The sequence below is a fragment of the Paenibacillus sp. RC73 genome (assembly GCF_044908085.1).
GTDB lineage: Bacteria > Bacillota > Bacilli > Paenibacillales > Paenibacillaceae > Paenibacillus > Paenibacillus terrae_A.
In genome coordinates, this window is sequence record NZ_JBIYCV010000012.1 from 106,048 (window position 1) to 132,092 (window position 26,045).

At 44.8% G+C, this 26,045-nt stretch carries 20 protein-coding genes and 1 pseudogene; 9 read left to right on the top strand and 12 right to left on the bottom strand.

Annotated features, from left to right (window positions below; genetic code table 11):
• Positions 1–57 precede the first annotated feature (57 nt).
• On the top strand, positions 58–237 hold the full coding sequence (locus tag ABH897_RS23350) for a hypothetical protein (protein WP_283652745.1): 180 nt from the start codon (positions 58–60) through the stop codon (positions 235–237).
• A gap of 331 nt (positions 238–568) precedes the next feature.
• Here the strand turns inward: ABH897_RS23350 and ABH897_RS23355 are convergent, their stop codons facing one another.
• The 3 genes from ABH897_RS23355 to ABH897_RS23365 form a co-directional block, all read right to left on the bottom strand.
• Positions 569–1,741: an MFS transporter gene (locus tag ABH897_RS23355; RefSeq protein ID WP_404592794.1), complete on the bottom strand. Its 1,173-nt coding sequence runs from the start codon at positions 1,739–1,741 to the stop codon at positions 569–571.
• A 76-nt stretch (positions 1,742–1,817) separates the two neighbouring features.
• The gene (locus ABH897_RS23360; protein WP_404592795.1) at positions 1,818–2,096 is read right to left on the bottom strand and encodes an ArsR/SmtB family transcription factor; all 279 of its coding nucleotides are present in this window, start codon (positions 2,094–2,096) and stop codon (positions 1,818–1,820) included.
• A gap of 321 nt (positions 2,097–2,417) precedes the next feature.
• Positions 2,418–3,452 (bottom strand): LacI family DNA-binding transcriptional regulator, encoded by a 1,035-nt coding sequence (locus ABH897_RS23365; RefSeq protein ID WP_283652748.1) that lies wholly within the window; start codon positions 3,450–3,452, stop codon positions 2,418–2,420.
• Positions 3,453–3,792: 340 nt separating this feature from the next.
• On the opposite strand from ABH897_RS23365, the gene ABH897_RS23370 reads away from it, so the two are divergent.
• The gene (locus ABH897_RS23370; protein ID WP_283652749.1) at positions 3,793–4,845 is read left to right on the top strand and encodes a 2,3-butanediol dehydrogenase; all 1,053 of its coding nucleotides are present in this window, start codon (positions 3,793–3,795) and stop codon (positions 4,843–4,845) included.
• Between the two features lie 164 nt (positions 4,846–5,009).
• Here ABH897_RS23370 and ABH897_RS23375 read toward each other — a convergent pair whose 3' ends face one another.
• Positions 5,010–7,007, bottom strand: a complete 1,998-nt coding sequence (locus ABH897_RS23375; RefSeq protein ID WP_404592796.1) for an ABC transporter substrate-binding protein — start codon at positions 7,005–7,007, stop codon at positions 5,010–5,012.
• A 181-nt stretch (positions 7,008–7,188) separates the two neighbouring features.
• Between ABH897_RS23375 and ABH897_RS23380 the strand changes: the two genes are divergently transcribed.
• The 3 genes from ABH897_RS23380 (at position 7,189) to ABH897_RS23390 (ending at position 11,259) form a co-directional block, all read left to right on the top strand.
• Positions 7,189–8,460 carry a VWA domain-containing protein gene (locus ABH897_RS23380; protein ID WP_404592797.1) on the top strand — a complete coding sequence of 424 codons (1,272 nt, stop codon included), beginning with the start codon at positions 7,189–7,191 and terminating at the stop codon, positions 8,458–8,460.
• Positions 8,461–8,765: 305 nt separating this feature from the next.
• Positions 8,766–10,109, top strand: coding sequence for an amino acid permease (locus ABH897_RS23385; RefSeq protein ID WP_283652752.1), 1,344 nt, complete (start codon positions 8,766–8,768; stop codon positions 10,107–10,109).
• A gap of 7 nt (positions 10,110–10,116) precedes the next feature.
• Complete coding sequence (locus ABH897_RS23390) at positions 10,117–11,259, top strand: VanZ family protein (protein WP_404592798.1); 1,143 nt, start codon at positions 10,117–10,119, stop codon at positions 11,257–11,259.
• A gap of 129 nt (positions 11,260–11,388) precedes the next feature.
• Here the strand turns inward: ABH897_RS23390 and ABH897_RS23395 are convergent, their stop codons facing one another.
• The 7 genes from ABH897_RS23395 to ABH897_RS23425 all read right to left on the bottom strand — a co-directional run bounded on the left by ABH897_RS23395 (position 11,389) and on the right by ABH897_RS23425 (position 19,792).
• Positions 11,389–12,042, bottom strand: coding sequence for a nitroreductase family protein (locus tag ABH897_RS23395; RefSeq protein WP_404592799.1), 654 nt, complete (start codon positions 12,040–12,042; stop codon positions 11,389–11,391).
• Positions 12,043–12,086: 44 nt separating this feature from the next.
• Entirely contained in the window at positions 12,087–12,542 is a 456-nt protein-coding gene (locus tag ABH897_RS23400; RefSeq protein ID WP_283656306.1) for a MarR family winged helix-turn-helix transcriptional regulator, read from the bottom strand.
• Positions 12,543–12,817: 275 nt separating this feature from the next.
• Positions 12,818–14,194 (bottom strand): NADP-specific glutamate dehydrogenase, encoded by a 1,377-nt coding sequence (gene gdhA / locus ABH897_RS23405; protein WP_283652755.1) that lies wholly within the window; start codon positions 14,192–14,194, stop codon positions 12,818–12,820.
• A gap of 450 nt (positions 14,195–14,644) precedes the next feature.
• The gene (gene thrC, locus ABH897_RS23410) at positions 14,645–16,036 is read right to left on the bottom strand and encodes a threonine synthase (protein ID WP_404521145.1); all 1,392 of its coding nucleotides are present in this window, start codon (positions 16,034–16,036) and stop codon (positions 14,645–14,647) included.
• Between the two features lie 217 nt (positions 16,037–16,253).
• On the bottom strand, positions 16,254–17,597 hold the full coding sequence (locus tag ABH897_RS23415; RefSeq protein WP_404580640.1) for a TldD/PmbA family protein: 1,344 nt from the start codon (positions 17,595–17,597) through the stop codon (positions 16,254–16,256).
• Between the two features lie 3 nt (positions 17,598–17,600).
• On the bottom strand, positions 17,601–18,995 hold the full coding sequence (locus ABH897_RS23420; RefSeq protein ID WP_404580641.1) for a TldD/PmbA family protein: 1,395 nt from the start codon (positions 18,993–18,995) through the stop codon (positions 17,601–17,603).
• A gap of 536 nt (positions 18,996–19,531) precedes the next feature.
• Positions 19,532–19,792: a hypothetical protein gene (locus ABH897_RS23425; protein ID WP_404592800.1), complete on the bottom strand. Its 261-nt coding sequence runs from the start codon at positions 19,790–19,792 to the stop codon at positions 19,532–19,534.
• Between the two features lie 247 nt (positions 19,793–20,039).
• Here ABH897_RS23425 and ABH897_RS23430 point away from each other — a divergent pair.
• The 3 genes and pseudogenes from ABH897_RS23430 to ABH897_RS23440 all read left to right on the top strand — a co-directional run bounded on the left by ABH897_RS23430 (position 20,040) and on the right by ABH897_RS23440 (position 23,970).
• A pseudogene (locus ABH897_RS23430) lies at positions 20,040–22,978 on the top strand (contractile injection system protein, VgrG/Pvc8 family).
• Positions 22,979–22,983: 5 nt separating this feature from the next.
• Positions 22,984–23,508 carry a hypothetical protein gene (locus tag ABH897_RS23435; protein ID WP_283652762.1) on the top strand — a complete coding sequence of 175 codons (525 nt, stop codon included), beginning with the start codon at positions 22,984–22,986 and terminating at the stop codon, positions 23,506–23,508.
• A 174-nt stretch (positions 23,509–23,682) separates the two neighbouring features.
• Positions 23,683–23,970, top strand: a complete 288-nt coding sequence (locus ABH897_RS23440) for a hypothetical protein (protein WP_283652763.1) — start codon at positions 23,683–23,685, stop codon at positions 23,968–23,970.
• A gap of 507 nt (positions 23,971–24,477) precedes the next feature.
• Here the strand turns inward: ABH897_RS23440 and ABH897_RS23445 are convergent.
• Entirely contained in the window at positions 24,478–25,308 is an 831-nt protein-coding gene (locus tag ABH897_RS23445) for a hypothetical protein (RefSeq protein WP_283652764.1), read from the bottom strand.
• A gap of 408 nt (positions 25,309–25,716) precedes the next feature.
• On the opposite strand from ABH897_RS23445, the gene ABH897_RS23450 reads away from it, so the two are divergent.
• Positions 25,717–26,004 carry a hypothetical protein gene (locus ABH897_RS23450; RefSeq protein ID WP_283652765.1) on the top strand — a complete coding sequence of 96 codons (288 nt, stop codon included), beginning with the start codon at positions 25,717–25,719 and terminating at the stop codon, positions 26,002–26,004.
• The last annotated feature ends 41 nt before the right edge of the window (positions 26,005–26,045 follow it).

A 26,045-nucleotide genomic window follows, 5' to 3' on the forward strand; every position in this document is an offset into this window, starting at 1 on the left:
GTTCTGTATAATCTAGCTTAGCACATTGTATAATCCTGAACTAACGGAGATGCGGACATGGACACTAGATTTATTGAGGAACTGCGTGAAATTAGCAGAAATGACAAGCGGAGATCCGAATTTCTCATCAAGGGAATGAAGGAAACACTTCAGGAAAGAAAAGAAAAAAACTTTATCGAAAGATGGATTTGGCGTCAAAAGAATAAGAAGCGTATAGCGCAGAAGTTCAAATCCTGATAGATTCAACAAGCTTTCTCACTAACTGTTTGCAGCCTTCATCCAATCAAGTTTATAAGGATTTATCGAGGGTGGTAAAATTACCAACATTCAATTTGAGTAATAGTCCGACTATATAAGCCTAACTTGAAAAATTCACATCAAAACGAAGTAGGCGGAATGGTGCTGTACAAGCGAAGCGGTTGCGATGGGAAGCACCATCCGACTGCGCAGTGGCACCATAGTAACTTTCCAGTTCGGCTTATATAGAGGAGATATTGCTGCTAAGTTTAAGATCGCCTCCAAACCACCTCCATGGCCGGGTCCCCTCTTTTCTACTTACCAATAAACCTTATTCCGTAACACTCACTTGCGTTTGAACTGAGGATCTCCGTGAGAGCAAATACGTAGCCACAATGGCGATAGCGACCCCTGCTGCTCCAAACCAGGTGATAGAAGCCAGCGAAACCTGACCTACAACCACGCCACCAATTCCGGCTCCAGCTGCCATTGCAAGCTGCATCGTAGACTGATTAAGACTCAGCATCACGCCAGAAGACTCTGGTACAAGAGTGACCAGATTATATTGTTGAGTCGGCCCCGATGTCCAGGCTGCGAACGACCATAGGATCAGTAAAGCGAATACTGCGATCAGGGAGTGAGCTGCAAAAGGAAGTAAGAGTAACGAAATCATATGCAGCACCATGCCTCCGAATAACGTAAAGGGAATGCCCTTTTTATCTGCAGTGTATCCACCGATTTTCGACCCGATCAGACTGGCAATCCCGAAGGCGAGTAATACGATGCTCAGCATATCCTCTCCTACACCTGATACATCCAGCAAGTATGGTGAGATATAGGTATACGCGAGGGAATAACCCCCAAGCCAAAAGAAGGTAATGCCTAATCCCAAAGCGACTTCGGGCTTTTTTAGAAGAGAAAACTGTTGCAGTAAGGGAACGGGTTTATCACCTTTTATACGGGGAATCGTCATAGCGATAACAATCAGGGCGATAATCCCTGCCAAAGCGATGCCGACAAATACGGTTTTCCATCCATATGCCGAAGATATCATTCTGCCAAGCGGAATACCGATAATTAGCGAGGCTGTAAAACCCATGGTGACCGTAGCAATGGAGCTGGCCTGCTTCCCGGCTGGAGCAATTTTCGCTGCAATACTCAGTGCTGTAACCACGACCATCCCCGCCCCGAGTGCCATGAGAATACGTGCGGCAATAAACATGCCAAAACCCGGCAAAACAAAGGAGAGCAGATTGGCAACTACGAACAATCCGAGGGAATACAGGAGCAGTTTACGTCTGTCCATTTTAGCAGTGACTGCCATCAGAATCGGCGTGCCAATCGCGTAGGCAAGGGAGAACACTGTAATTAACTGACCTGCGGCAGCCACCGTAATTCCCATTGTAGTTGCAATTTGATCCAGAATTCCTGAGATAATATATTCAGACGTGCCTACCAAAAAACTGATTATTGCCAAAATGTATACTTTCCACGTGCTCTGCATTTTATATAACGCCTCTTTCCTATTATATTTTTATATTTTTATATTTTTACAAATATCGAAATTAAGACTAAAAAAATTATGTCATCAGGTATGGGGCATATTTCTTCGCTACTTCAACATCCAGGCTGTAGTAAATAAAGGTTCCCTCTTTACGGAACGTCAGCAGTCCGGTTTCTGCCATTTGCTTCAGGTGATGCGATAACGTTGAAATTGCAACACTGTTCAGCTTCTCACCCAGAACAGAGCAGCACTGGTCATTTTCCTCTTTCAGCAAAAATGCTATTTTGAGACGAGTCGGTTCTCCAAGCGCTTTATATATTTTTACAGCTTGCTGCATATCTGTAGCATCTTTCACCCTGTTCAGCCCCCTTCTGCTTCCAGTCTTAATTTCGATGTTTGTCGAAATAAAAATATCATAAACGTTTATGAAAGTAAACCACTTATTTTTTTAATCCTACTTTTTTCACACTCCGCTGCCGTAAATACGATCTTTCTGATTACACCATAAAATAATCCCCCATTCACAAGGGATGGAGGATAAGTCACATGGAAGGCCCATGCTAGCACAATTGCGTTGCGGCCAGCAGCAGTGCAGTACAAGCTACAGAAACGGACATGATACTTTGTGACATGACCTAACATTCCTTTTACAGAAAAAAAATAAAAATCTCTCTGCTCAATCACGTCCAACCATAGGCTTGCGGATCACGGACACGCTCGATTCCCTGACGATCAGACGAGGCTCGAATTGCACACGCTCGTAATCGCCCGGTGTCTGCTCCTGAATCCGCTTGAGCAGCAGCTCCGCAGCCAATCGTGCCACCTCTTCTCCCATAATGGAAACAGAGCTGATCTGCGGCGTCGTTACCGTAGCCCATAAATTGTTATCAATGCCGACCACAGCAACTTCTTCCGGCACCTTTACACCCAAAGCCTTAAATCGGTTGACGATTCCTATCGCTACCATATCGTTAACTGCATAAATGGCATCCGGCATGTGCTTCAAGCTATAAAAATAATCGGCTGCACGCAGCCCTGTCTCAAAAGAGAAATCATCGCCAAAATAAACAAGGGAAGGGTCCACATGCTGGAGAGACTGCTCATAAGCGAAGTATCTATCCTCGATTTTATCCTTCGCAGCGCCTGCGTAGGCAATTCTCGTTCTCCCGATTTTAAGCAAATGCTCCATCACAAGCCGCCCCTCTTGTCGGGCCAAGCTGACGATATCGGCTTTGACGTCTTCGCCCAGCTTTTTACCATAGTTAATAATGGACACCGGAACGCTGGCTTTGTTGATCAGATCGACCAGCATTTTGGGATACGCCAGCGGCATAATAATTAGCCCGTCCACATGCAGCTTCTTGACCTCACGTACCGTTTCAAGCTCCATTCTCGCGTTCCCGGCGGTATTAATTTGCACGACACGGTAACCATGCTGCTTCGCGGCCTGCTCCACAGACCAAGCGATCTCGGGAATAATCGCATTACGAATATCCGGCACAGCCAGCGCAATTTGGAATGTCTGACGCACCTTCAGGCTCTGAGCCGAGGTGTTGGGCGTAAAGCCCATTTCTTCAATCACTTGCAAAATCAATGCTTTCGTTCTCGGGCTGATGCCCTCACTATCGTTAATAGCCCTGGAGACAGTCGCAATACCGACCCCTGCTCGCTTGGCTACATCCTCTATGGTTACTTTTTTTTGATCTGGCACACCCAAAATCCTTTCACGGTCGGAATCGTTTTCTGACTTTCAAAAATAAAGTCTCTATATTGATATTATACCATAGAATGAGTATCTAAAAATTGAAGTAGTTTTCTCCTCATCGCCGCTTCACTAAAAAAAAATATAAAATCTCTTTATTCAAAGCGATAAGCCAAATATAGCACTGTAGTAACAAGTGATTATATTCACACAAAAATCAAGTGCTTTTTGTATGAATTTGGTTTGACAATGTGTAAAAATTGTGACATATTATTTTTCGGAAACGTTTCCTAATTCATTCGCTTTTATAGCAATTAAGGATCATATATTCGTCAAGGAGATGACAGACATGCAAGCATTGAGATGGCATGGAGTAAAAGATTTACGTTTGGAAAACATTGAGCAGCCCGCTGCTCTGGCAGGAAAAGTAAAAATCAAAGTAGAATGGTGCGGCATTTGCGGAAGTGATCTTCATGAATATGTAGCAGGACCTATTTTCATTCCCCAAGATGCTACTCATCCTTTGACTGGAGAAAAAGCGCCTATCGTAATGGGACATGAATTCTCTGGACAAGTAGTCGAAATCGGTGAAGGTGTAACCAAGATTCAGGTTGGCGACCGTGTTGTCGTAGAACCGATTTTTGCGTGTGGAGAATGTGCTGCATGTAAACAAGGCAGCTATAACCTTTGCGATCAATTGGGCTTCCTCGGTCTGGCAGGCGGCGGCGGTGGATTTTCTGAATATGTCGCAGCTGATGAGCATATGGTACACAAAATTCCGGAAAGTGTGTCTTTCGAGCAAGGCGCTTTGGTAGAGCCTTCGGCCGTTGCTTTGTACGCTGTTCGTCAAAGCCAGCTGAAAGTCGGCGACAAAGCCGTAGTATTTGGCGCTGGTCCTATCGGATTGCTGGTTATTGAAGCTTTGAAAGCTTCCGGAGCATCTGAGATTTATGCAGTAGAGCTTTCCGAGGAACGTAAAGCTAAAGCTGAAGAGCTGGGTGCTATCGTGATTGATCCTAAAACATATGATGTTGTGCAAGAGCTGCACAAACGGACTAACGGCGGCGTAGATGTAGCCTATGAAGTCACTGGAGTACCTCCTGTGCTGGCTCAAGCTATTGAATCCACTAAAATCAGCGGACAAATCATGATCGTCAGCATTTTTGAAAAAGAAGCTCCGATCAAACCGAACAATATTGTCATGAAGGAACGCAATCTGACCGGCATTATCGGCTACCGAGATGTATTCCCGGCTGTAATCAGCTTGATGGAAAAAGGATATTTCCCTGCTGACAAGCTCGTTACCAAACGTATTAAGCTCGAAGAAGTGATTGAGCAAGGTTTTGAAGGTCTGCTGAAAGAAAAAAATCAGGTTAAAATCCTGGTATCTCCAAAAGCCTAATTTAGAATGAAAAATCAGATGTCTGCCATATGCAGGCATCTTTTATTATAAAACCGGGCAGCAAGGCAAGAATACATGCGAAGTTAAAAAGACAAAACAAACAGCGCTCCCCTTCTGCGGCATCTGCCGTTAAGTGGAGTAGCGCTGTTTGTTTGCAATCCATATTATTGAGTTACACTTTTCAGGACATCATCAATCATTTGTCCATTTGCGATGGTCCCCGTATACAACCAGCTGGAATCTTTCCCAAAATCGTATACATGTCCTGCTTTTACGGCCGAAATCCCTTCCCAGACCGGATCTTTAATGATTTCGTCCTTGCTTACACCTTTGCTGTTCACGATAAAAATATAATCCGCATCCAGCTTCGCCAGTTTCTCCAGGGATAAGTTGCTCCAATTCGCCTTGGCTGTTTTGGAAATCTCCTGTACGACTTGCGGAATCTTGAATCCCAAATCTTTATATAATACATCACCGCTGGATAAATGCTGGTTCACGACATACACGTTTTTATCCGTTACCCACAAGGCTGCTGCGGTTTTTTGTCCAACAGTCTGGATCAGCTTGGCTTTAGCTTCTGCTGCTTTTTTGTCATAAGTGCTCAATGCCTGCTTCGCTTCACTGCTCTTGTTCAGCACCTCACCCACGGTCAGCAACTCTTGCCGCCAATCGTTGTTCAGATTACTGCCTACGACATAGGTTGGAGCGATTTTAGAGTATTGATTATATTTGTCACCCTCCACCATACTCGCACTGTCCATAATGATTAAATCCGGCTTAAAGTTCAGGACCGCTTCAAATGGAAGGTCAGAGGCGATGGTAGGAACGTCCTTCAGCTCTTTTTGCAGGTAACCTTGAACCGAATTTTTACCTACCGACCATTGAGCTACAGGCTTAACACCCAGTGCAACCAAATGATCCTCCAGATAAGAAGCAATCACACGCTGAGGCTGAGCCGGAACCTTCACCTCATGCCCAAGTACATCCTTCAGCACCCGCTCCTGTGATGCCTGTTCCGCCGATGTATTGTTGCTCCCTTGTGCAGTGCTGTCCGTCGCTGCAGGATTGGATGTGCCCGAGCACGCACTGACCAGCAGGGTAAAACTAAGCAATAAAATAAATGCCATGGAATGCCTTGCGTTTCTATTCATTCGTAAAATCCCTTCATCGTAATTTTGATAATGATTATTATCCTCAATACCAGTATGCAGGGCGCCACTTATCGAATCAATGGAACATTCGGACAGGCTTAATGGATTATCCAGACCTATATCTCTCACAAAAGCAGATGAATATAAGCTGTCCCGGTAATGAACCGGGGATACGCCAGTATATTTTTTGAATGCCCGGCTAAAGAAATAGACATCCGGGTACCCCACACTGGCAGCGATATCCTGTAAAGTGCCATCTGTCTTCCGCAGTAGCTCCTTCGCCTTGTCCATTCGCAGCCGGATCAGAAACATAATCGGACTGCAATCTGTTTGTTTTTTAAATAACCGGGTCAAGTGCCTTGGACTGCATTCCAACAATCTAGCCAATCGTTCCAGCGTTATGGACTCCGCATAATGTACCTGCATAAATCGAATCGCCTGTGTCACCATATCCCGTGAAGGCATTCGAGTCTTCTGCTCCTGCCATTGCCGCATATATTCATATGCAAAATCATAGAACCTGCCCTGAGCCTGCAACCTGGACATCGTATCCTTATCATACCATGCCTGCTCCAGCAGTTGCAGCTTTTGATACAACATAACCGGATACGGCGGCACAAAGCCATGAGCTACAGGGGCAAGGTTATACACCGTATGTCCGGATAGAGAAGCCACTTTATATAGTACAAGAATATATTCGATCCCTCGTTCCGAGGCTGTCATATTCAGTTCCAGGCCTTTGCTGCCATGCAGCACGTACCATGAATGTCTTATATCATCCTGATCCTTAGTAGGCAAGCGTACACTTCCCTGTAACACAAATACGAAAGCCTGCGCCGGAAGACGATACGGTTGAAGCCGCTCTTCCCGCTCCAGCCGAATATGTCGGACATCCATAACACGGATCGACGAATGGAGCCATGCGGAAAGCAGCTTGTTCAGCTCATCAGCCTCATGCTTCTTGCCCGTCCCGGTTTGGGAACCTGTCCGCTTTTTCCGTTCCTGCTTCACTTGTCAAAGCCTCCGCTTCATAAATACCATCCTATTTTTCAAAACCAACCTCATTATATATCATCTTCTACTATGTCTACCATGAGACAAAAATTCCTGCTCGAAATAAGGCGAATAAACGATTTCCATGGTACAATTTGTATAAATATAACGATTTTGAAATACATAGGAGGTAGACAGCATGAATGGTTCAAAAATGGTATTAAGTACAGGAGCTAATGCACCTTTAGGTACGGAGGATACAGTACGGATCACAATTACATGGGAGCATGCGCCAGCCGAGCTGGATGTTAGCTGTTTTATGGTAGGCCAAGATGGTAAAGTCGCTTCGGATGACTATTTCATTTTTTACAATCAACCAGCTGATCCGCATGACCATGTACGGTTACAGCGTCCGAATGACAAAACTGCTGAATTCACTGTAGCCTTAAGGGCTTTGCAAGGAACTGGAGTTGATAAATGTGTATTTGCCGCCACTCTGGATGGTCCAGGTACTTTTGCCGATATGATTGGCTGCACATTGACCGTTCAGGGCAGGCAGGTACATATCGCCTATAGCATTACCGAGGCCACCAAAGAAACGTCCCTCGTATTCGCTGAAATATACCGCCATACGTCAGGCTTCAAACTTCGCGCAGTTGGACGTGGCTTCAACGGGGGCCTGAAACCGCTTGCCGAGGCTCATGGCGTCACCGTGGAAGAAGAGGAGCCGTCAGCAGCGCCGACGAATACTGTGAATGCCAAAGCGGAGGCGAATGCTTCCTTTCCCGGTAGCGGAAAAATTAATTTACTTAAGCAGAGTGTGCAAATTTCACTGAAAAAGAAACAGATAGACCGTGAAAAGGCACGAGTAGCGGTTGTATTAGACGCTTCTGGTTCCATGGGGAAGCTGTACTCACTGGGAACCGTGCAAAAAGCCTTCGAACGTGTGTTGGCTGTAGCCGCCTGCATGGATGATGACGGTGAAATGGACGTATGGTTTTTTGCAGACAAAGCCCAACGCGCTCCAAGCGTCACGGAACGGAATTACGAGAATTACGTAAAACGAACTTTCCCAGAACCTGGATATGGGAAAATAGGAATAGGTAACAATGAGCCTGAAGTGATGACGGATATCATTTTAAAATATACAAAAGAAGTACCTAATGAAACAATCCCAACCTACATTATCTTTTTCAGTGATGGCGGCGTGTATGAAACGAAAAAAATATCAAAGTTGCTGATCAAGTACTCGAAAGTTCCGATTTTCTGGCAATTCGTCGGACTCGGTAATGCCGATTATGGAGTCCTTCAAAAGTTGGATGATCTGCGCGGTCGCGTAGTGGATAATGCAGATTTTTTTGCCTTGGATGACATCGACTCCGTGACAGACGCAGAATTGTACGACCGTCTGCTAAACGAATTTCCTGGTTGGCTTAAGCAAGTGCGGGCCAAAGGAATATTGCGCAGCTAATCCTTCACCACAATGCGATACCCCTGCATGATCACTTAAATATCCGCTGAGAGTAGTAATAAAAGGCAGAATGACCGCAGACAAATCAATCGTCAGCACCATCATTCTGCCTCTAAACTGCTCTTCTACACATTTCTCATCAGTATCCCTCCCATTTTAGTCATCGTAGAATAATATATGGTTAATTCCTTGCCAAATCCTATTTCTTTCATTTCCTAATTGGATATTTTCATGTAGTATAAATCTAATTGAAGCAACCCTGTTTGGGCTTGCTGAAGATCGACTTGATGAAGGAGGATTTCGGATTGAAATCAAATGAAGCAACTTTGCACAAAAAGCTGCTCCCTAGGCATATTACCTTTATGGCTATGGGTGGAGTTATCGGTACCGGCATTTTTAAAGGAAGTACCGAAACGATCAGCTTGGCGGGGCCTGGAGTTATTTTATCCTATGTCTTCGCGGGACTTCTACTCCTGGTCGTCATGGGCGCGATTGCCGAGATGGCTACCGTCTATCCCAACATGAATATGAAGGATTTTATTCGCAAAGCTTTTGGAGAACGGCTTTCCTTTATCATCGGCTGGTTGTATTGCTTCATGTGGCTGGCCGTCTGTATCATTGAGGTTATCGCAGCGGGAAGCTTCCTGCAATACTGGTTACCGGACGTTCCCCTATGGGTACTCAGTTTAGCGAGTGCAGCCTTCATTATTGTGGTCAACATGCTGAGTGTCGGCGGTTTCGGGGAACTGGAATTTTGGCTTGCGGGTATTAAAATTGCCATGATTATCATCTTTATTGCATTGGGTGGCTGTATCCTGTTCGGCATTATCCCAACTGAAACTCCGCCTTATCTGAGCAATTACTTACAGCATGGCGGATTTCTCCCCAATGGCTGGCTGGCTATTTTCTCAGCGCTGCTGGTGGTTACCTTTTCCTACGGAGGCTCTGAGCTGATTGGCCTGACGTTAACAGAAACAGAGAATCCGGAAAAGGTACTTCCCAAGGTGGTTAAAAGCTTTATTTTTCGCGTTGTGTTGTTCTATACGCTGCCGATTCTCATCATTTGCGGCTTGATTCCCTGGAATCAGCTGGATGCGAATACCAGCCCGTTCGTACAGGTGCTGTCTTCGGCAGGACTTCAAGGCTCGGCCCATGTCATGAACTTCATTTTGATTACCGCCGTACTGTCTGCCGCCAATTCGGGGATTTACGGGGCTACACGCATGCTGCATTCGCTAGCAGTCAACGGAGAAGGTCCTAAATCACTCGCCCGGGTATCCTCGAATGGGGTTCCGGTGAATAGTCTCAAATGGTGTGCCGTGATCCTGATTGTCGGTTCGATGGTCGCTTATATCGCTCAAGACGGACTGTTCCGTATTCTGATGGCAGTACCGGGCTTTGTCGTTTTGCTTGTCTGGAGCTGTATTTGCCTGTCCCAGTTAAAGCTGCGCAAATCTTACCCGATAGAGCCAAGCTTCAAAATATGGGGATTTCCTTATATCACAGCGTTAACTGTCGGATGCCTGTGGGTGATTGCATTCCTGTTCTTGCTTGATCCGCAAAATCGGATCAGTATCAGCGTATGCGTGGCTTTCATGGCGTTCCTGATTATCTGGTCTTTGGTGAAGTTCCGGGGAAAGCAGGCGTAAGCAGCTCATGATTCAAGCGTATTTATTTCCTGTTTCTTACGCCTTTCTTGCCTTTCCTTTTGCCGCGTTGCTGTTTACGCTGCCTTTTCTAATCGTACAGTACCGCAGGCATGGTTATATCCATAAAACGAGAGCATTGCTGCTTTACCTGTTGCTTTTATACTTGATGAATGCTTTCTTTCTGGTAATTTTGCCACTTCCGGCATCGCGTCATAATACGGCGTTAACCGGAGGCGCATTGCAGCTAATGCCCTTACAGTTTATTCACGACATTATAAGGGAGACATCCCTCTCTCCCTCCCAACCCTCCAGCTATCTGCATTTGCTGAAGGAACGCGCTTTTCTCCAGGTCGTTTTTAACGTTCTTATGACTGCGCCTTTCGGTATGTTCTTACGTTATTATTTCCGTGCACGGTGGGGATGGTGTCTGGTCCTGTCCTTTGGCCTTTCCCTCTTCTTTGAGGTGACGCAGCTAACAGGACTGTACGGATTTTTTGACCATGCGTATCGTGTGTTCGATGTGGACGATCTGATGGCAAATACATTGGGCGGCATGCTGGGCTTTCTTTTGGGCGAGTGGTTTTCGCGTTTTCTCCCGCGTCTGGAGCATCTGGACAAGCATTTGGACATCACAACCAAGCGGGTATCCTATACCAGACGGGGCGTAGCCTTTTTCGTGGATTCCATTATCTGGACAGGTTTGCTTGGTGTTATGGAATACCTCCGTGTACCCGCCGCCTTCTGGGTATCCAGTGGAGTATACTTCGTGCTGATTCCTTACCTGACGAATGGACGAACCCCGGGTAAATGGCTGGTGCGGATACATCTTGCGGGGACAGGAAAACGTATTTCCCTGTGGGAGCTCATGAAGCGCTACAGCCTCTTGTACTGGGTGTATTTTGGCATTAATTACGTACTGGGTGGACCCGTGTTTTGGCCTCAAGTCCCTCCATGGGCGAGTGTTCTGATCAGCCTGATATTGTTGGTCATCAATACGTGGTTCTTTTTCCATCTGGTTATACGTCTGTTCAGGAAAGACCTGTTATTTTATGAGGAGCTTAGCCATACTACCCACCGAATTACATGGCCCAAGCGACTTCACAGCCCTCTGCCTGACCCTGTTGACCCTGCCGATGTGTCGGAAAGTTAATACGAGAACTCGATGATCATAGGATTAAAATAAGTTTTATTGCACTCCAGCAGCACAAAAACAGGCGAAGCAAAGGATTGTTCCTTTGTCCGCCTGTTTTTTTTATATATAGGTATTAATTCGTTTCTATTATTTCCACTGTGCGATTTGGTCAATCGGCAGACGAGTGGATGGATGGCCTTCATTGGTTCCTTTACCTATGGAAATGAGCATTACAGGTACATAACGATCTTTATCAAGACCAAAGGCTTCAGCGATTCTGCTCTTGTCATATCCACCGATTGGATTCGTATCGTAACCGTGAGCACGTGCCACCAGCATCAACTGCATGGATACCAGACCACCGTCGATCAGGACGGTTTCTTTGTTCACGACTGGATCAAGCGCTGCAAAATGGGCTGCCACTTTCTCCTGCTGCATTTCTTTAATATCTTTTGGCATATAGCCCAATTCTACAGCTTCTCCGAAAATTTGCTCGAAATTATCAAAGTTGTCCAAATCTCCGAACACGGCAATCACTGCCGAAGATGTCTCGACTTGACGTTGATTAAAGCTGGCGAGCGGTGCCAAGGTTGCTTTACCTTCCGGGCTGTCAATCACAAGAAAACGCCAAGGTTGTAGGTTAATGGACGATGGAGCGCGTGTCGCTTCAGTCAGAATCTCTGTCATTTCCTCGCGGCTGATTTTCACGGACGGATCGTATACTTTGACAGAACGGCGACCCAGTGTGATTTCTTTAAAATCATTTGTTTTAACGATATTGGATGGGTTCGTATTACTCATTCAAATCTCTCCTTATTTCCCCTATGGGTGTAATATAATTGGGGTCAGTCCATCTCGGACATATGACCATTCATAACTTGCAGCATATCGGCTAATTGGTGTCGCTGGGCCTCGTCGAAGCTTTGGAGCAGCCGGGCCACAAACTGCGAGCGTTCCTGTCTAAAGGTAATAATACGCTCACGTCCAAAATCGGACAGGCTAACCAGCGTAACCCTGTTGTCCTCCGGCTTGGTGCGTCGTGTGACCATGGCTGCCAGTTCAAGCTGCTTCAAATGGCGGGTTACGGCTGCACCGTCGATGCCAACCTCTTTTTGCAGCAAGGTTTGACTAATCTCCTTCACCTGATACAACTTGCACAACAGCTGTAATCTGGATGCGCTGATTCCTGCACAACGCTCAAACTTGGAGCTAATCTGCTTGTTCAACAGCAATAGCGCGTCAAAAATATAGTCAGCCTCGGGTGATGTCTGGGTGATCGTAATCTCTCCTCCCTTAAGCATGTCACTGGGCATGACGATCCAACCTTTGATCCATCAATTATTGATCCATCAAGTAATATACATCTTCTTTAAAAATAAATCAAGACCTTGTGAAAAATAAAGTGACCCTATCAAATAAAAGCTGAGCACCCCTGCAAGGGCACCCAGCTTCTTCTTGTATAACTACTTATGAGATCACGTATAAACTACATTCATACGATAGCAGATCAGGAGAGCCATACAGACAACGCTGTACAGCTTTCTTGCCCTCTCCAGCCCGTTTGTATTATCCCCGATTAAATGATCCCGTGAGACAGCATAGCGTCAGCCACACGGACAAATCCGGCGATGTTCGCCCCTACAACCAGATTCCCAGGCACGCCGTATTCCTCAGCCGCCTTCACGCTGTTCGCATAAATATTCTTCATAATATCATGCAGCTTGGTGTCCACTTCCTCGAAGGTCCATGACAGGCGCATGCTGTTCTGTGACATTTCGAGCGCAGAAACCGCAACCCCGCCTGCATTGGCCGCTTTGGCTGGTCCAAACAGAACCCCATTGCCCAAAAATACTTCAATAGCCTGCAGCGTGGATGGCATATTCGCACCTTCACCCACAGCTTTTACGCCATTACTTACCAGCAATTGTGCTGCTTGTTCGTCAATTTCGTTCTGTGTGGCACACGGCAGTGCGATATCGCATGGAATCGACCAGATACCGGAACAGCCCTCCGTATAAATTGCGCCTGGACGCTCTTTGGTATACTCGCTAATGCGCAGACGATTGGCTTCTTTAAGCTGCTTCACCAGATTCAGATCAATGCCGTCCGGATCATAGATGTAGCCATTCGAGTCACTACAGGCAACGACTGTAGCGCCAAGCTGCTGTGCTTTTTCAATCGCATAAATGGATACATTCCCCGAACCCGACACGACCACACGTTTACCCTCAAAGGATGAGCCTTGAGCATACAGCATTTCATTTACAAAATACACGCAACCATATCCAGTCGCTTCTGTACGTGTAAGACTGCCCCCGTAATGAATTCCTTTACCTGTGAGGACGCCACCTTCATGTCCCCCGCGAATCCGTTTGTACTGCCCGAACATGTAACCAATCTCACGCCCGCCTACACCAATATCCCCTGCCGGAACATCGGTATCCGGGCCAATATATTTGTACAGCTCGGTCATGAAGCTTTGTGTAAAGCGCATAACTTCGTTATCTGACTTCCCTTTGGGATCAAAATCGGAGCCGCCTTTGCCGCCGCCAATTGGAAGACCTGTCAGCGCATTTTTGAAAATTTGCTCAAAGCCCAAAAATTTGACAATTCCCAGATACACCGACGGATGAAAACGGATTCCGCCTTTATAAGGACCGATGGCACTATTAAATTGCACCCGGAAGCCACGATTGACCTGTACGTTCCCTGCGTCGTCTACCCAAGGCACACGGAAGGTAATGACCCGTTCCGGCTCCACAAGCCGTTCCAAAAGCCCCTGCTGCATATACTTGGGATGCTTGGCCAGTACCGGAACCAGCGAATCCAATATTTCCTTGACGGCTTGATGAAATTCATTCTCATGAGGATTGCGCGCGATAACCTTCTCAAAAACGGACTGCACATATTCGGCTGCTGCCTGTTGACTCTGCTCTGAACGGATAATGGTCACTTTTCTAAAACACTCCTTTATATTTAACTCCTCTACTAGAGAACGGAACGGATTTATTCCGTGTTCTTGAGAGTAGGGTTTTATGTATTCATAAAATTTAGTTAACTATACATGATTTTTTATAAAAATACATCTAATTTGCTCATAAAAAAATTTTGGCCCCTTCATCAAATATCTCTATGAATCTATCATTTCTTGTCATATTACCAAGCCAAAATCCTTTGTTCTACGGGGATTTTTACGATGAAACGAGGTATTTATACCTTACTCCACATGGTACAATAATGTGAACAAAATGAGATTTACATCTATAATCCAGAATGGACGTTACATGGATAGTTTATCCAAAAGTATGAAAATAATTAAAAGAAGGCTACACACGGAGCATAGCCTTCTTGGGGTTCAATCGTATCATGATGTCCTGGCACCCGTTCTTAGCGTGATTGTCTTCTACACATAGAAGGCTTCAAGCTGACGTACAATTTCCGCTTCGTCATGCTCTACCACCTGCTGTTGCTGCGATTTAGAGAACAATTGCTCAATCTGCGCTGGGAACTCCTGCTTAATGTCCACCAGACGGATCGCTTCATCGAATTTGGCCGGGTGCGCTGTTGCAAAGGTCACACATACTTCTCCCTCGCCATTATACGCCTCATACGCGGCGATACCGCAAGCCGTATGCGGGTCCAGCAAATAGTCATATTCGGCTTTGTATTTGCTAATCAGTTCCAGACACTTTTCGTTCGAAGCGCCAAGGGCTTCAAAATCCTGCTGTACCCGTTTCAAATCCTCTGCACTGATCACAATCCGTCCCTCGGTTTTGAGAGTGTTCATGTATTCAGATACCTTCGTTGCATCTTCTCCGAGGAAGTAGTACAGGTATCTTTCGAAATTGCTCGCCACCTGAATGTCCATGGAAGGACTATACGTGCTTTTGAAGTCACCCGGCTTGTATTCACCAGTCTTCACGAAGCGCTCCAAAATATTATTTTCATTCGTCGCAATAATCAGCTTATGGATTGGCAAGCCCATTTTCTTCGCAAGAAAGCCGGAAAAGATGTTGCCAAAGTTACCGGATGGCACGCTGATATTAATCTTCTTCGTACCCGCAGTCTCCTGTGCCCGGAAATAAGCATAGAAGTAATACACGGTTTGCGCCAAAATACGTACAAAGTTGATCGAGTTAATCGCCCGCAGATGATGTTTACCTTTGAAATCCAGATCGGCAAACAGGTCCTTAATGACCTTCTGACAATCGTCAAAGTTCCCTTTTACGGACAGGTTTAGTACATTTTTATCATCAACGGTCGTCATTTGCAGCTCTTGTACCTTGCTCACCTTTTGGTGTGGGTGCAAAATACAGATTTTAATGCCTTCCTTGCCACGCACGCCCTGAATCGCTGCCGCCCCGGTATCGCCCGAGGTTGCGCCCAAAATGTGAATGATCTCATTCTGTTTCTTGGACACGTAGGAATAAAATTCACCCATAAATTGCAGCGCCACATCCTTGAACGCGAACGTAGGCCCGTGGAACAGCTCCAAAATATATAGAGAATCGTTGATCTTCTTCACTGGCGTGACTTCGGGATGACGGAAGCTCGCATAGCTACGCTCCACCAGTTGCTCCAAATCTTCACGAGGAATTTCATCATTGATATACAGCGCAAAAACTTCCAGCAGCAGCTCTCTGTAGCTCAATGTTGCCCATTGCTCCAGCGTAGCTGCCGACACCACCGGAATTTGCTCCGGTACCATCAGGCCACCATCATCAGCTAACCCCATGAGCACGGTATCAATAAATCCTTTGGCTTCTACTCCACCTCTAGTGCTTATATATCTCATATCCATCCCCCAATAAAAATTCAATTCGAAATTTTTGTCGAATATATTATTGTCTATAATACCCTGTCGCGGTGCTGTAACCAAGCCCTTTTTAAATATTTTAAGAACTTTCTCCTACTTTACCATACCCCGATGTCCCAAACACCTGTAATCCGCAGGCAATCGGGGCATCAGTAACAGGCTGTGAGTATGGAAAAAGAGGAGGTTGCTCCTGTGATTATGACCCTGAAATCGAGAGTGCAGCCAGCTTGAGCGAAGGTGAAGTGCAGCTTCCCGTAAAACGCAAATCGTTGCCAACTTCCTCTACCTGCTGCAGCACGTCAAAGAAGTTGCCCGATACGGTAATTTGATTGACTGCTCTGACCACTTTCCCCTGCTCAATCAAGTATCCCAGACAAGCCAGCGAAAAATTACCAGACGCCGTATTCGTACCTGCATGCAATCCTTGCAGCTCCACAATCATCACCCCGCGATCCATCTTGCGAATCATGTCCTCCAAGGTAGAAGAACCGGGAGCCACATACAGATTATGATAAGAGACGCCGATTTTACCGTTGTAGCCGCCTTTAGAAGCATTGGAGGTACTTTGTACTCCGGCTTTGCGGGCTGTCTTGCGGTTATGGAAGTATGTCCGTAGTACCCCGTCCTTGATAATCTCGTTGCGACGTGTAGCACTACCTTCAGCATCGAATGTGCTACCTGCCGGAACATTTTCCATCAGCGGATCATCCACCAGCGTGAGCTTGGTGTTTGCCACCTTTTCCCCTAATTTCCCTGCTAAACGTGAGAAGCCTTTATCCACTGACTCCGCTGAAAATACCGACGTATACGCAGCCAGCAATTGCGCTGCTGCATCATGACGGAAAATGACGGGATAGTTATCCGATTGAATCGTGTGCGCACCCAGCTTGGAAACAGCCTCTTTTACGGCTTTATGCGCCACATCTGCAATATTGATTTCTTCCACACTCCGCAGGGAATAATCATGCCAGCCCCCGGTAACCGTCTCGTCATTTTCTTTGGCAATCACGTAGACATAAGCGGTCGCCAGACTTTTGCGGCGATGACAGTGCAGCCCCTTCGTGTTCACAATCAGGACTTCATTTTCACGAATGCTGACCGAGCAATGTCGAGCCATTACAATCCGTGGATCTGCGGCAAGCGCTGTACGCTCCATCTCCATTGCAGCCTCAATGAGAATTTCAGGAGCCGTGTCAGCTAACGCGGCGGCATGGGCAGCCTGCTCGGGATAGCTTGCAGAGCCTTCGAACAGTTCATCCTGTTCCTCGCTCTCCAATATGTCCGCGTTGCTGCGTGCTTCCTCCAATAAAAAGTTGATCACGTCCGGCTCCAGCTTCTCCGTAGAGGCATAGCCCATTTTCCCGTTCATGACGCCCCGGAAGGAAAGTCCGCCATTCTCAACGATTGTATATTGTTCAATTTCTCCCTTCAGTACCTTTACCGAGGTAGAACGTCCATTTACATAGTAGATTTCCATATCCGCGTAGCCGATTTCCCGACCTTTCGTGAACAACGCTTCCTGAAATTGCTGAATATTCATCGCCTATTCCCCCTTCCGTCCGCCGACGGTCATTTCGGACACTCGAATCGTCGGCTGTCCGCAGTTGACCGGAAGACTTCCGCTGACCGAGCCGCACATCCCCTGACCATGATCCAGATTGTTACCGACCATATCAATATTTTGGAGTGTTTCAATCCCTTTTCCGATCAGCGTTGCGCCTTTGACCGGCTCGGCAATCTTGCCGTTGCGAATCATGTACGCCTCTTCGACCGCAAAATTGAACTCGCTCGTCGAGGTGTTCACTGAACCGCCGCCCAGCGATTTGGCATAGATCCCGTACTCCGTATTCGCAATGATCTCTTCACGGGTCGAATCTCCGTTAGCAATAAACGTATTATTCATGCGGGAAGCAGGCGCGAATTTATAGGACTGTCTTCGTCCCGATCCTGTCGCAGGTACACCCATCTGGCGCGAGCCCATGCGGTCGATCAGATATCCTTTTAAAATACCGTTCTCAATCAGTACGTTGCGCTGTGTCGGCGCTCCTTCATCATCTATATTGAGCGATCCCCACGCGTTCTGAATGGTTCCGTCATCCACAGCCGTGACGAGCGGCGAAGCCACCTGCTGCCCGATCTTATTCGCAAACACGGAAGTTCCATGTGCCACCGCCGTAGATTCCAGCCCGTGACCACACGCCTCGTGAAAAAGAACACCACCGAAGCCGTTCTCAATCACCACGGGCAGTCTGCCGCTAGGCGCATATCCTGCTGTTACCATTGTGGTAGCAATACGGGCCGCATCTCTCGCATTTTCTTCGATATTCAGATTCTCCAGGAATTCAGTCCCCGCATAAGCTCCCGGCCCGCGAAAACCGGATTGTCTATGCTCCCCAGCGGTCGCAATGGCGCTTATTCTCATCCGAGTATACGTGCGGGTATCCTCCACCAGCAGTCCGTTGCTATTGGCGATCAGCACGTTCTGGAACGAGTTGCTAATCCCAATGGAGGTTTGCGTGATAGAAGGATCGTATTGGCTTGCCGCCTCATGCGCACGTCTCATCATGTCGATCTTGGCGCGTTTCTGTGAGCCGTCGGGAATGATAGCAATCGGATGGTGATTAAGGATCGCGTGGGGATGGAGTGTGATCGGTTGTGTACCTGACGCTCCACCCCCGCGAATGGCCTTGGCAGCCGATTTGGCCAGTCGAATCAGGCTCTGCTGGCTCATGTCACTGGTGTAGGCGTACACCGAAAAATGTTCCTTCATGATCCGAATACCAATCCCGAAATCCCGGCCTGACAGCGCCGTATCGACGACTCCCCCGGTCATACCTAATTGTCCATTGGTGCGGTCCTCGACGAACACCTCTGCAAAATCTCCGCCCGTCTCCAGCGCGGCTTGCAGCATATCCTGAATCTGTGTTGGATGTATCATCACGTTCCTCCTCGTTTTTGCATTATAGAAATAGTACGGTTAAGCATAGTGGTCTGCGGGTTCATGTTCATTTCCCATAACTTTACTATACATGATGTTGGGAGTGGGTGTAACTATCTGGGTGTCGGCGTTGGGAGGGGCGTGAAGATCTATGCGCGGGGATCGGGAGAGGGATAATGGGAAAACCCGATTAGACCGTGAAGGGTCATATCGGGTTATTTGACGCATTTTGATTACGGGCTGGATTGAGAAAGTATGTGCATCTAAGGCCGCTACGTGGACGGATCATTCTTTCGATCGCTGTTGCCCCCCAGATTTTTTATTATATTTTAACGGTAAAAATCCGGTGAAGGTTTATGCTTACGAAGCAGTTTTCCTACGGAAAGCTTTCAGCCGAACGCTCCGCTTCTCCAGAACGATTCCGTTCCTTCCGCTGCTATGTTTGGATTTGCTTCATTTGTATAGCAAACATGCAATACACTCCACATGTGTCGAGACGATAGAAGGGATATATTCCTTTTAATTATATATATTACCTATATTATCAAAAGCCACTCCATCTCACAACACCCCTTTTTCAAGATGATGCCCGTTCTCCCTTCACTTCTATCGATCCCACTAATTCCATATGAACCTGTATTTAATTTACCCGAATCCATAATCACAATTAAATCAGCCCCGTTCCTGATTTTGAAAGGCAATTGCTCAAAATTACTGTTAGCTTTCTCTATTCCAGTATTACACATTGAAAATACCCCAACGAATGGGTCATTTTGTAAACTAAATCTCTCTTTCAACCGATATATACATATGCTGGACTGTTATTTAAATATCTCCTCTTGCCCTTTTGTACCTTGAATGAAAGCTTACTTGGAACGCCTGTATCCGAATAAGCACGTTTTATACCCAACAAACTCAATGATACATATCGGTCTTAACTCAAAGTTGTATCCATCCATTTCTTCTATTCGTCAGACTCGTTAAAAATGCTGCACTTTACTTTTGTAATTAGCCATCGCATCTAGAAAGGAGACTTGAACTCACTTGAGCTTACTATCAGATGGAATCGGCTATGAAAGCCTACGCTTTTATGGTCCCTTTCAGCCACAACATATCGAAAAACTTCAAATAACACGTGCCATTAATGATCACACCTTTTTACATATTAGTGGTATGCTCTCCGAAGAACAAGGAGCCGCATGTATCGGTCAAAATATAGAGCAAGAGCCGATTGTGATTCGTCAATTGAATGATCAGGGACAATCGCTGAGAAGACTGTTCCACGGGATCGTTACGCAAATGTCTGTGAATTGCACACGTGGAGTATACACCTTTGAATTGGAGGCCGCTTCCCATTCCTATCAAATGGATATCAAGCTGAAAAAACGTTCCTACCAAGATATTCACCGCACTTATGATGATCTGGTCACCTCGATGGTTCGTAAATATGAGTATGGGACGCCATTGATACCGTAACTAATTATGCCAAACTGGATACTTTTGTTTTACAATATGAGGAGACGGATTGGGCTTTTTTAAAGCGTCTTGCTTCCCGCTTTGGCTCCGTACTTGTGCCAGAAGTGACCGCAGCCTCACCCAAAGTTTTTTTCGGGATGCCAGAAGGCAAACAGCACAAAGTGGAACGGGATGTGTTTTACAGGGTACGAAAAACGTTTCATGAGCTGGATGCGGAAAAGCCCGGAGAACAACGTGCTGGCTCGTATGTCACCTATACAATTGAAAGTCTGCAATACTACGCGCTAGGCGACCTCATCACGTTACCCATCGGACAAGGCAAAGAGTTGGTCGTCGTTCGGGCAGTGACACGGTTAGAGGATGGCTTACTGCGTACCCGTTATGATCTCCAAGCGGAACAGAATATTCGCTATGCCCGGTATGAAAACGATCAGGCCACCGGGATTTCACTCACGGGAACGGTGCTGAAGGTACAGCAGGATTTTGTGCAGCTTCAACTGGACTTCGACCCGAAGCAAGATCCTGCCAAAGCCTGTTGGTTTCCCGTGGCGACTCGATATGTAGCCGAAGAACATAGCGGTTGGTACGATATGCCTGAGATCGGTGAACAGGTAGAACTGTATCTGCCTACACACCGCGAACAGGATGCCTATGTAACGGATTCGCTACGACAACAACACCACGCAAATGGACAGCCGAATGTGAAGATATGGCAACATGTGCAAGGTAGCGGGGTAGAAATGTCTGAGCAAGAATTGACCCTTTCTACCTCGGATGGATTTTCAATTACACTAAATGAAGATGGTGGAATTACCGTTAGCAGTCCGGGGAATGTGCAGATTCAGGGTGGTCATGTGAAGCTGGAAGCAGGTAAGGAACTGTCGTTAGAAGCTGGAACAGCCCTTCATCTAAAAGGTGGAGAAAGTAGCATGGTGCTGGATGGTGAGACAGATACCAAAGCTCCAGTGATTGATCAGGAAGGTACGGTGAAAGCTCCTGTTTTCGTGGCTGACCTCCCTCCTGTGCCTGAGCCACCATTGATGAGTATAAAAGCATATGAGGCCGCACAAACTGCAACAGCCAAGAGCAGCCAAGCCCCTACTCCTAAAGCAAAAGTTACAACTCCAGCAGCGCTTCAACAGGCCAATGCTTTGATGGGGACGATATCCAAGCTGTTAGGTTCCATTCCCGTAGTTGGGAACGTAGCCAGTGTGATGTTGAATGCTGTTGGTGGGCCAGCAGGTAAAGTAGCAGCAACGGTGTTACAAGCAACTGGAGCCATCCCTATTCGTAGTAAAGGAACGCCCACGGTTGGAGGCAGTAAAGAAACGGGGTTGCACCCGCTCAAACACTTGGCTGGCTTAGCACTCCAAGGACTAATCAGTCAATATGAGCATGAGCAAGCGAGACAAGCTTACTATAGCAAGTGGATCTTAGGAAAAGCATATACAAGTGCGCGTCATATAGCTAATTCCGGCGGCCCACTGGAGCTGGTGCAGAACCTACTGAAAGAATCAAATGCTATGGCTCATGCCTATCAGCAGATTCCTGTAGATCTGAGACAACGTTGGAAGGACAAGCACGATAGCTACATGGCAGCTGAAAAAGCCAAAGTATCCTATAATTTTGATGAGTATGATAAAAAAATAGTAGGAACTATGTGGGTTCTCAGCAAAAATGGGGTTACCGATCAGAAAGCTGCCCAAGCCACTCTCGCCTATAACGAAGCTATCAAAAATGGAGAAATCAAATTACATCACGAACCAGAAAATGTGGATATTTTCGTAGAACAGATTAAAGCAGCTAAAGAAGGAAAGAACTATTGGACAGGCGAAGAAATACCAAAATGGCAGGCAAATGCGATTATTGTAAGTAGCGTATTTTCTGAATTTCAGATGGTAGGAAGTTTATACGGTGCTAAATTTGGTGGGAATATAAAGATACCTTCTAAATCAATTAAAGTTCCAAAGTCTACCGTTAAAGAACCGCCAATCGGAAAGCCTGCTCCTTCCAAACCTATTGAAGCACCGAAAACTGAGGGAACAGCTAGTGGTAAGCCTAAGTTACCTTCTGATAAAAAATTACTTGATGCTGCAACTGAATGGTCAAGTATGCAGAAAAAGCTTGCTCCTTCAAAAAGAAAAATGGATAATTTCAATACAGCTGCTGTTGCCTATGACGCAAGAACAGGAAAATATTATTATGGAATGAATAAAGGTATACAGCTTAGTGGAGATAAGAAGAATACAATTTTATTTGGAAGCAAAGACAAACCAGGATTATTACCAAAAGATTCTCTTAATGAATATGCAGTAGGAAATTGTGCAGAAGTAGATGCAGTGAATCAAGCGCTAAACCAAAAGGCTAATGTGAATGATTTATATATATACACTATTAAAACAACGCCAAACGAGTTTGGATCAGCAAAAATAGCTTGCGAAAACTGTACATTTACTTTTAAAGGAAATGTTGCTGACGCACTAACCGGGTGGTATAAAGGAGACTAGTGATAATGGATATGGAAAAATTTAAGCATATTTCAATGAGAGGTAGAGTTGCATATGGAGTTAGCTGTTTTGAGAACGCTATAATAGCCTTGAAATATGATGTTAATGATTGGAGAATCGTTTTGAATTATTTATGGGAATTCACTAGTATCCAATACTTAGATGATTGGAATGATATAGTTGTTGAATTAATCCCTGAGAATTTAACGGAGTTTAAAACATATGAGGAGGAAGAGTTTGAGCGGCTGAGTAAAGATGAATTCATATATTTGTATAGCTTATATCAAAATATTGATGGATCAGTGGATGCCTTACTACGAGAAATTTATGATCTTGGTATCAGTCATACTTATACTGTAATCGAAGGATACGGCGAAAGCAGTTTGAAATCTTTGGAGAGAATTATTAAGTTCATGATAGATTACAACTTTCCATTGCCAAGCATCGATCCATTCCTAAAATTTTCTATAGAAGAAAATAGAGGATGGGGTCACAAGTTTGATGGTACAAAATTATCTAAAATTCTGTAACATAGAAATTGAATAGGTTTATGTGTACCTTAATATTAAAATTTCAAAAGCTTATTCCAACTTGAATCATGAGTAGGGATGAGCTTTTTTCCACACTCAAAAACAAAATGACTTGCCATCCCTCCCCATCAGAGTTAACATACACACACTCAAACAGCGGGAGGGAAATGTGTTATGTCAGATTGGCCAGATTGGTTTCAGGAAGCATTACGCCAACGTTTTTATCAATTAGAACTTGTTAGTGAACAACAGGCTTCAAATTTATCAGAGGATGAACATCTATTTACTCAAATGGATCAATTCAAAACCAACCAAAACGAAGATATTCAGCAACTGCTATCCGAATGGGAAGAAGCCATAGGTTATCAGCTAAGTCAGGATAAGCAATCTATCTATATGGAAGGAGTAAAAGACGGGATTGGATTAATTCTTCCCGTCGTACAACCCACAGTTACTCGTTAGCTTTTGGTTACTTTAGTCTATGATTTTTTTAGTCCAATATTTCATCTATGCTCATTCCACTTTTCAAAGTAAATACAAAATGCGTTGGTGAGAGAACGGTTATCTTCTCCACCAACGCATTAATAGGTTATCATCAGCGGCCCATAAAAACGGTCAATTTCCATTATTGTTTACTGTTTTTCTTACGAATCATACCAAATAAAAAAATTAATAATAAAACAGAGAACAAGAATGTATACCCTATTAACAAAGATTTTAAATTAAATTCTCCTATATTGGTATATATTCTTCCTAGTAGAATAAGAAGCATTGCCAATGATAACCCAAAATTCTCACGGTTATATTTCCTTATCTTATATTTAAAAATTCTATAAATCAGAAAAAATAGTAGCAAGAAAGATACTATTGAGATGATAACGAAAATCATATTTGCATGTCCCCCTTTAAAATAAAATTAGCAAAGGTTTAATATCACCTTTGCTAATTTTATTACTCTTCATTCGAAAATTACATACGTTGAATATAGTTATATGCTTGCTTAAGACTAGATCTAGCTTGTGAACGATCATTAACTACACCAGCGGCCGATGCCGCTCCAACAAGTCCAGAACCGACTAATCCCACTACTGTTTCCCATGTAACAGCCGCTACACCAAGAGCAATCAAAGTTTGAGCCAAATTATATTTCATACTGGCGTGAGAAGTAGCAAACGCGTTTATGTTACTTATAGCCAGGGATGTATACGGGCCTGAGATAGAGACATTTGTTTTGGAAACATGGCTTCCATCTGGTCCCCAACTAGTCCATATTTTGAAATCATTATAACTAAAAAAGTTATATGTTTTATAGTTACCATAATAATGACTTATTTCAGGTATACCACCTGAATCATTTGCTGCTGCAAGAATAATAGATTGAGGTGCACTAAATGATTGCGGGGTATCTAAACTTTCTTGAGTAATCGGTTGTTTCAACTCTTCCTCTGTTAATTTTTCACCATCAATGTAATATTCATCTCCCTTGATTTTAATATCAAAGGAATTTTCAGAATCTTTAAAGGCTTCTTTTTGTTCTATAGATGCAGATGGCAAAAAATCAAAATGTTCCTTCGAAATGACTTTAGTATTTATAGTATCTTCTGTAACTTCTCGATACGTTGAGATATCAACTGTTCTTATAGCAATTGTTTTTCCTCCCACCACAACATCATACTTACTAGTATTTGAATCTGTAAGGGCTTTAGGGCTTGCAGAAGCAGGGCTTACAAAAGCGGTGCTTGTTACAACAAGAGCAACTACCACAACTGATGAGATCATTTTCTTTAACTTATTTTTCATTTCAAACCTCCTATTAATATTTTATGTCCTTATTGTAAATTATTATCATATTGAATTCATATCGTCCAAATTAACTATATATATTCCAATATGCAACAAAATGTTACAAAACAAGTTGCATATTAATCTCTATTTTTTCATATTTCGTTTTATAAAATGCCTATATATATACAGTTAACCTTCCATTGCCGTTCTTCTAAAAGTACTACCTCCAAGCCCCATTTCCAGTAAAATGATATAGCCAAACTCCCCTAATAACTTGATTATGAAAATTCTTAAACTTTTAAAGGCTTATTCCAACTTGGATCATGAGTTAGGAGTGAGCCTTTTTACACAAAACAATGACTTGCCATCCCTCCCCATCAGAGTTAACATACACACACTTCAACCACGGGAGGGAAATGTGTCATGTCAGATTGGCCAGATTGGTTTCTCGAAGCATTACGTCAACGTTTTTATCAATTAGAACTAGCTAGTGAACAACAAGCTTCATGTTCATCAGAGGACAACAATCTATTCACTCAAATGGCTCAATTCAAAATGAATCAAAACAAGGATATTCAGCAACTGCTATCCGAATGGGAAGAAGCCATAGGTTATCAGCTAAGTCAGGACAAACAATCCATCTATATGGAAGGAGTTAAAGACGGGATTCGATTGATTCTTCCCGTCATGCACTCCACAAATATTCTCTAGCCTATTGATCGTTTCAGCCTATGGTTTCGTTAGTCCAGTAT

Coding starts and splice junctions, on each gene's coding strand:
- ABH897_RS23350 (WP_283652745.1), top strand. CDS start 58: ATGGACACTAGATTTATTGAGGAACTGCGTGAAATTAGCAGAAATGAC.
- ABH897_RS23355 (WP_404592794.1), bottom strand. CDS start 1,741: ATGCAGAGCACGTGGAAAGTATACATTTTGGCAATAATCAGTTTTTTG.
- ABH897_RS23370 (WP_283652749.1), top strand. CDS start 3,793: ATGCAAGCATTGAGATGGCATGGAGTAAAAGATTTACGTTTGGAAAAC.
- ABH897_RS23380 (WP_404592797.1), top strand. CDS start 7,189: ATGAATGGTTCAAAAATGGTATTAAGTACAGGAGCTAATGCACCTTTA.
- ABH897_RS23390 (WP_404592798.1), top strand. CDS start 10,117: ATGATTCAAGCGTATTTATTTCCTGTTTCTTACGCCTTTCTTGCCTTT.
- ABH897_RS23395 (WP_404592799.1), bottom strand. CDS start 12,042: ATGAGTAATACGAACCCATCCAATATCGTTAAAACAAATGATTTTAAA.
- ABH897_RS23400 (WP_283656306.1), bottom strand. CDS start 12,542: ATGCTTAAGGGAGGAGAGATTACGATCACCCAGACATCACCCGAGGCT.
- thrC (WP_404521145.1), bottom strand. CDS start 16,036: ATGAGATATATAAGCACTAGAGGTGGAGTAGAAGCCAAAGGATTTATT.
- ABH897_RS23415 (WP_404580640.1), bottom strand. CDS start 17,597: ATGAATATTCAGCAATTTCAGGAAGCGTTGTTCACGAAAGGTCGGGAA.
- ABH897_RS23420 (WP_404580641.1), bottom strand. CDS start 18,995: ATGATACATCCAACACAGATTCAGGATATGCTGCAAGCCGCGCTGGAG.
- ABH897_RS23435 (WP_283652762.1), top strand. CDS start 22,984: ATGGATATGGAAAAATTTAAGCATATTTCAATGAGAGGTAGAGTTGCA.
- ABH897_RS23440 (WP_283652763.1), top strand. CDS start 23,683: ATGTCAGATTGGCCAGATTGGTTTCAGGAAGCATTACGCCAACGTTTT.
- ABH897_RS23445 (WP_283652764.1), bottom strand. CDS start 25,308: ATGAAAAATAAGTTAAAGAAAATGATCTCATCAGTTGTGGTAGTTGCT.
- ABH897_RS23450 (WP_283652765.1), top strand. CDS start 25,717: ATGTCAGATTGGCCAGATTGGTTTCTCGAAGCATTACGTCAACGTTTT.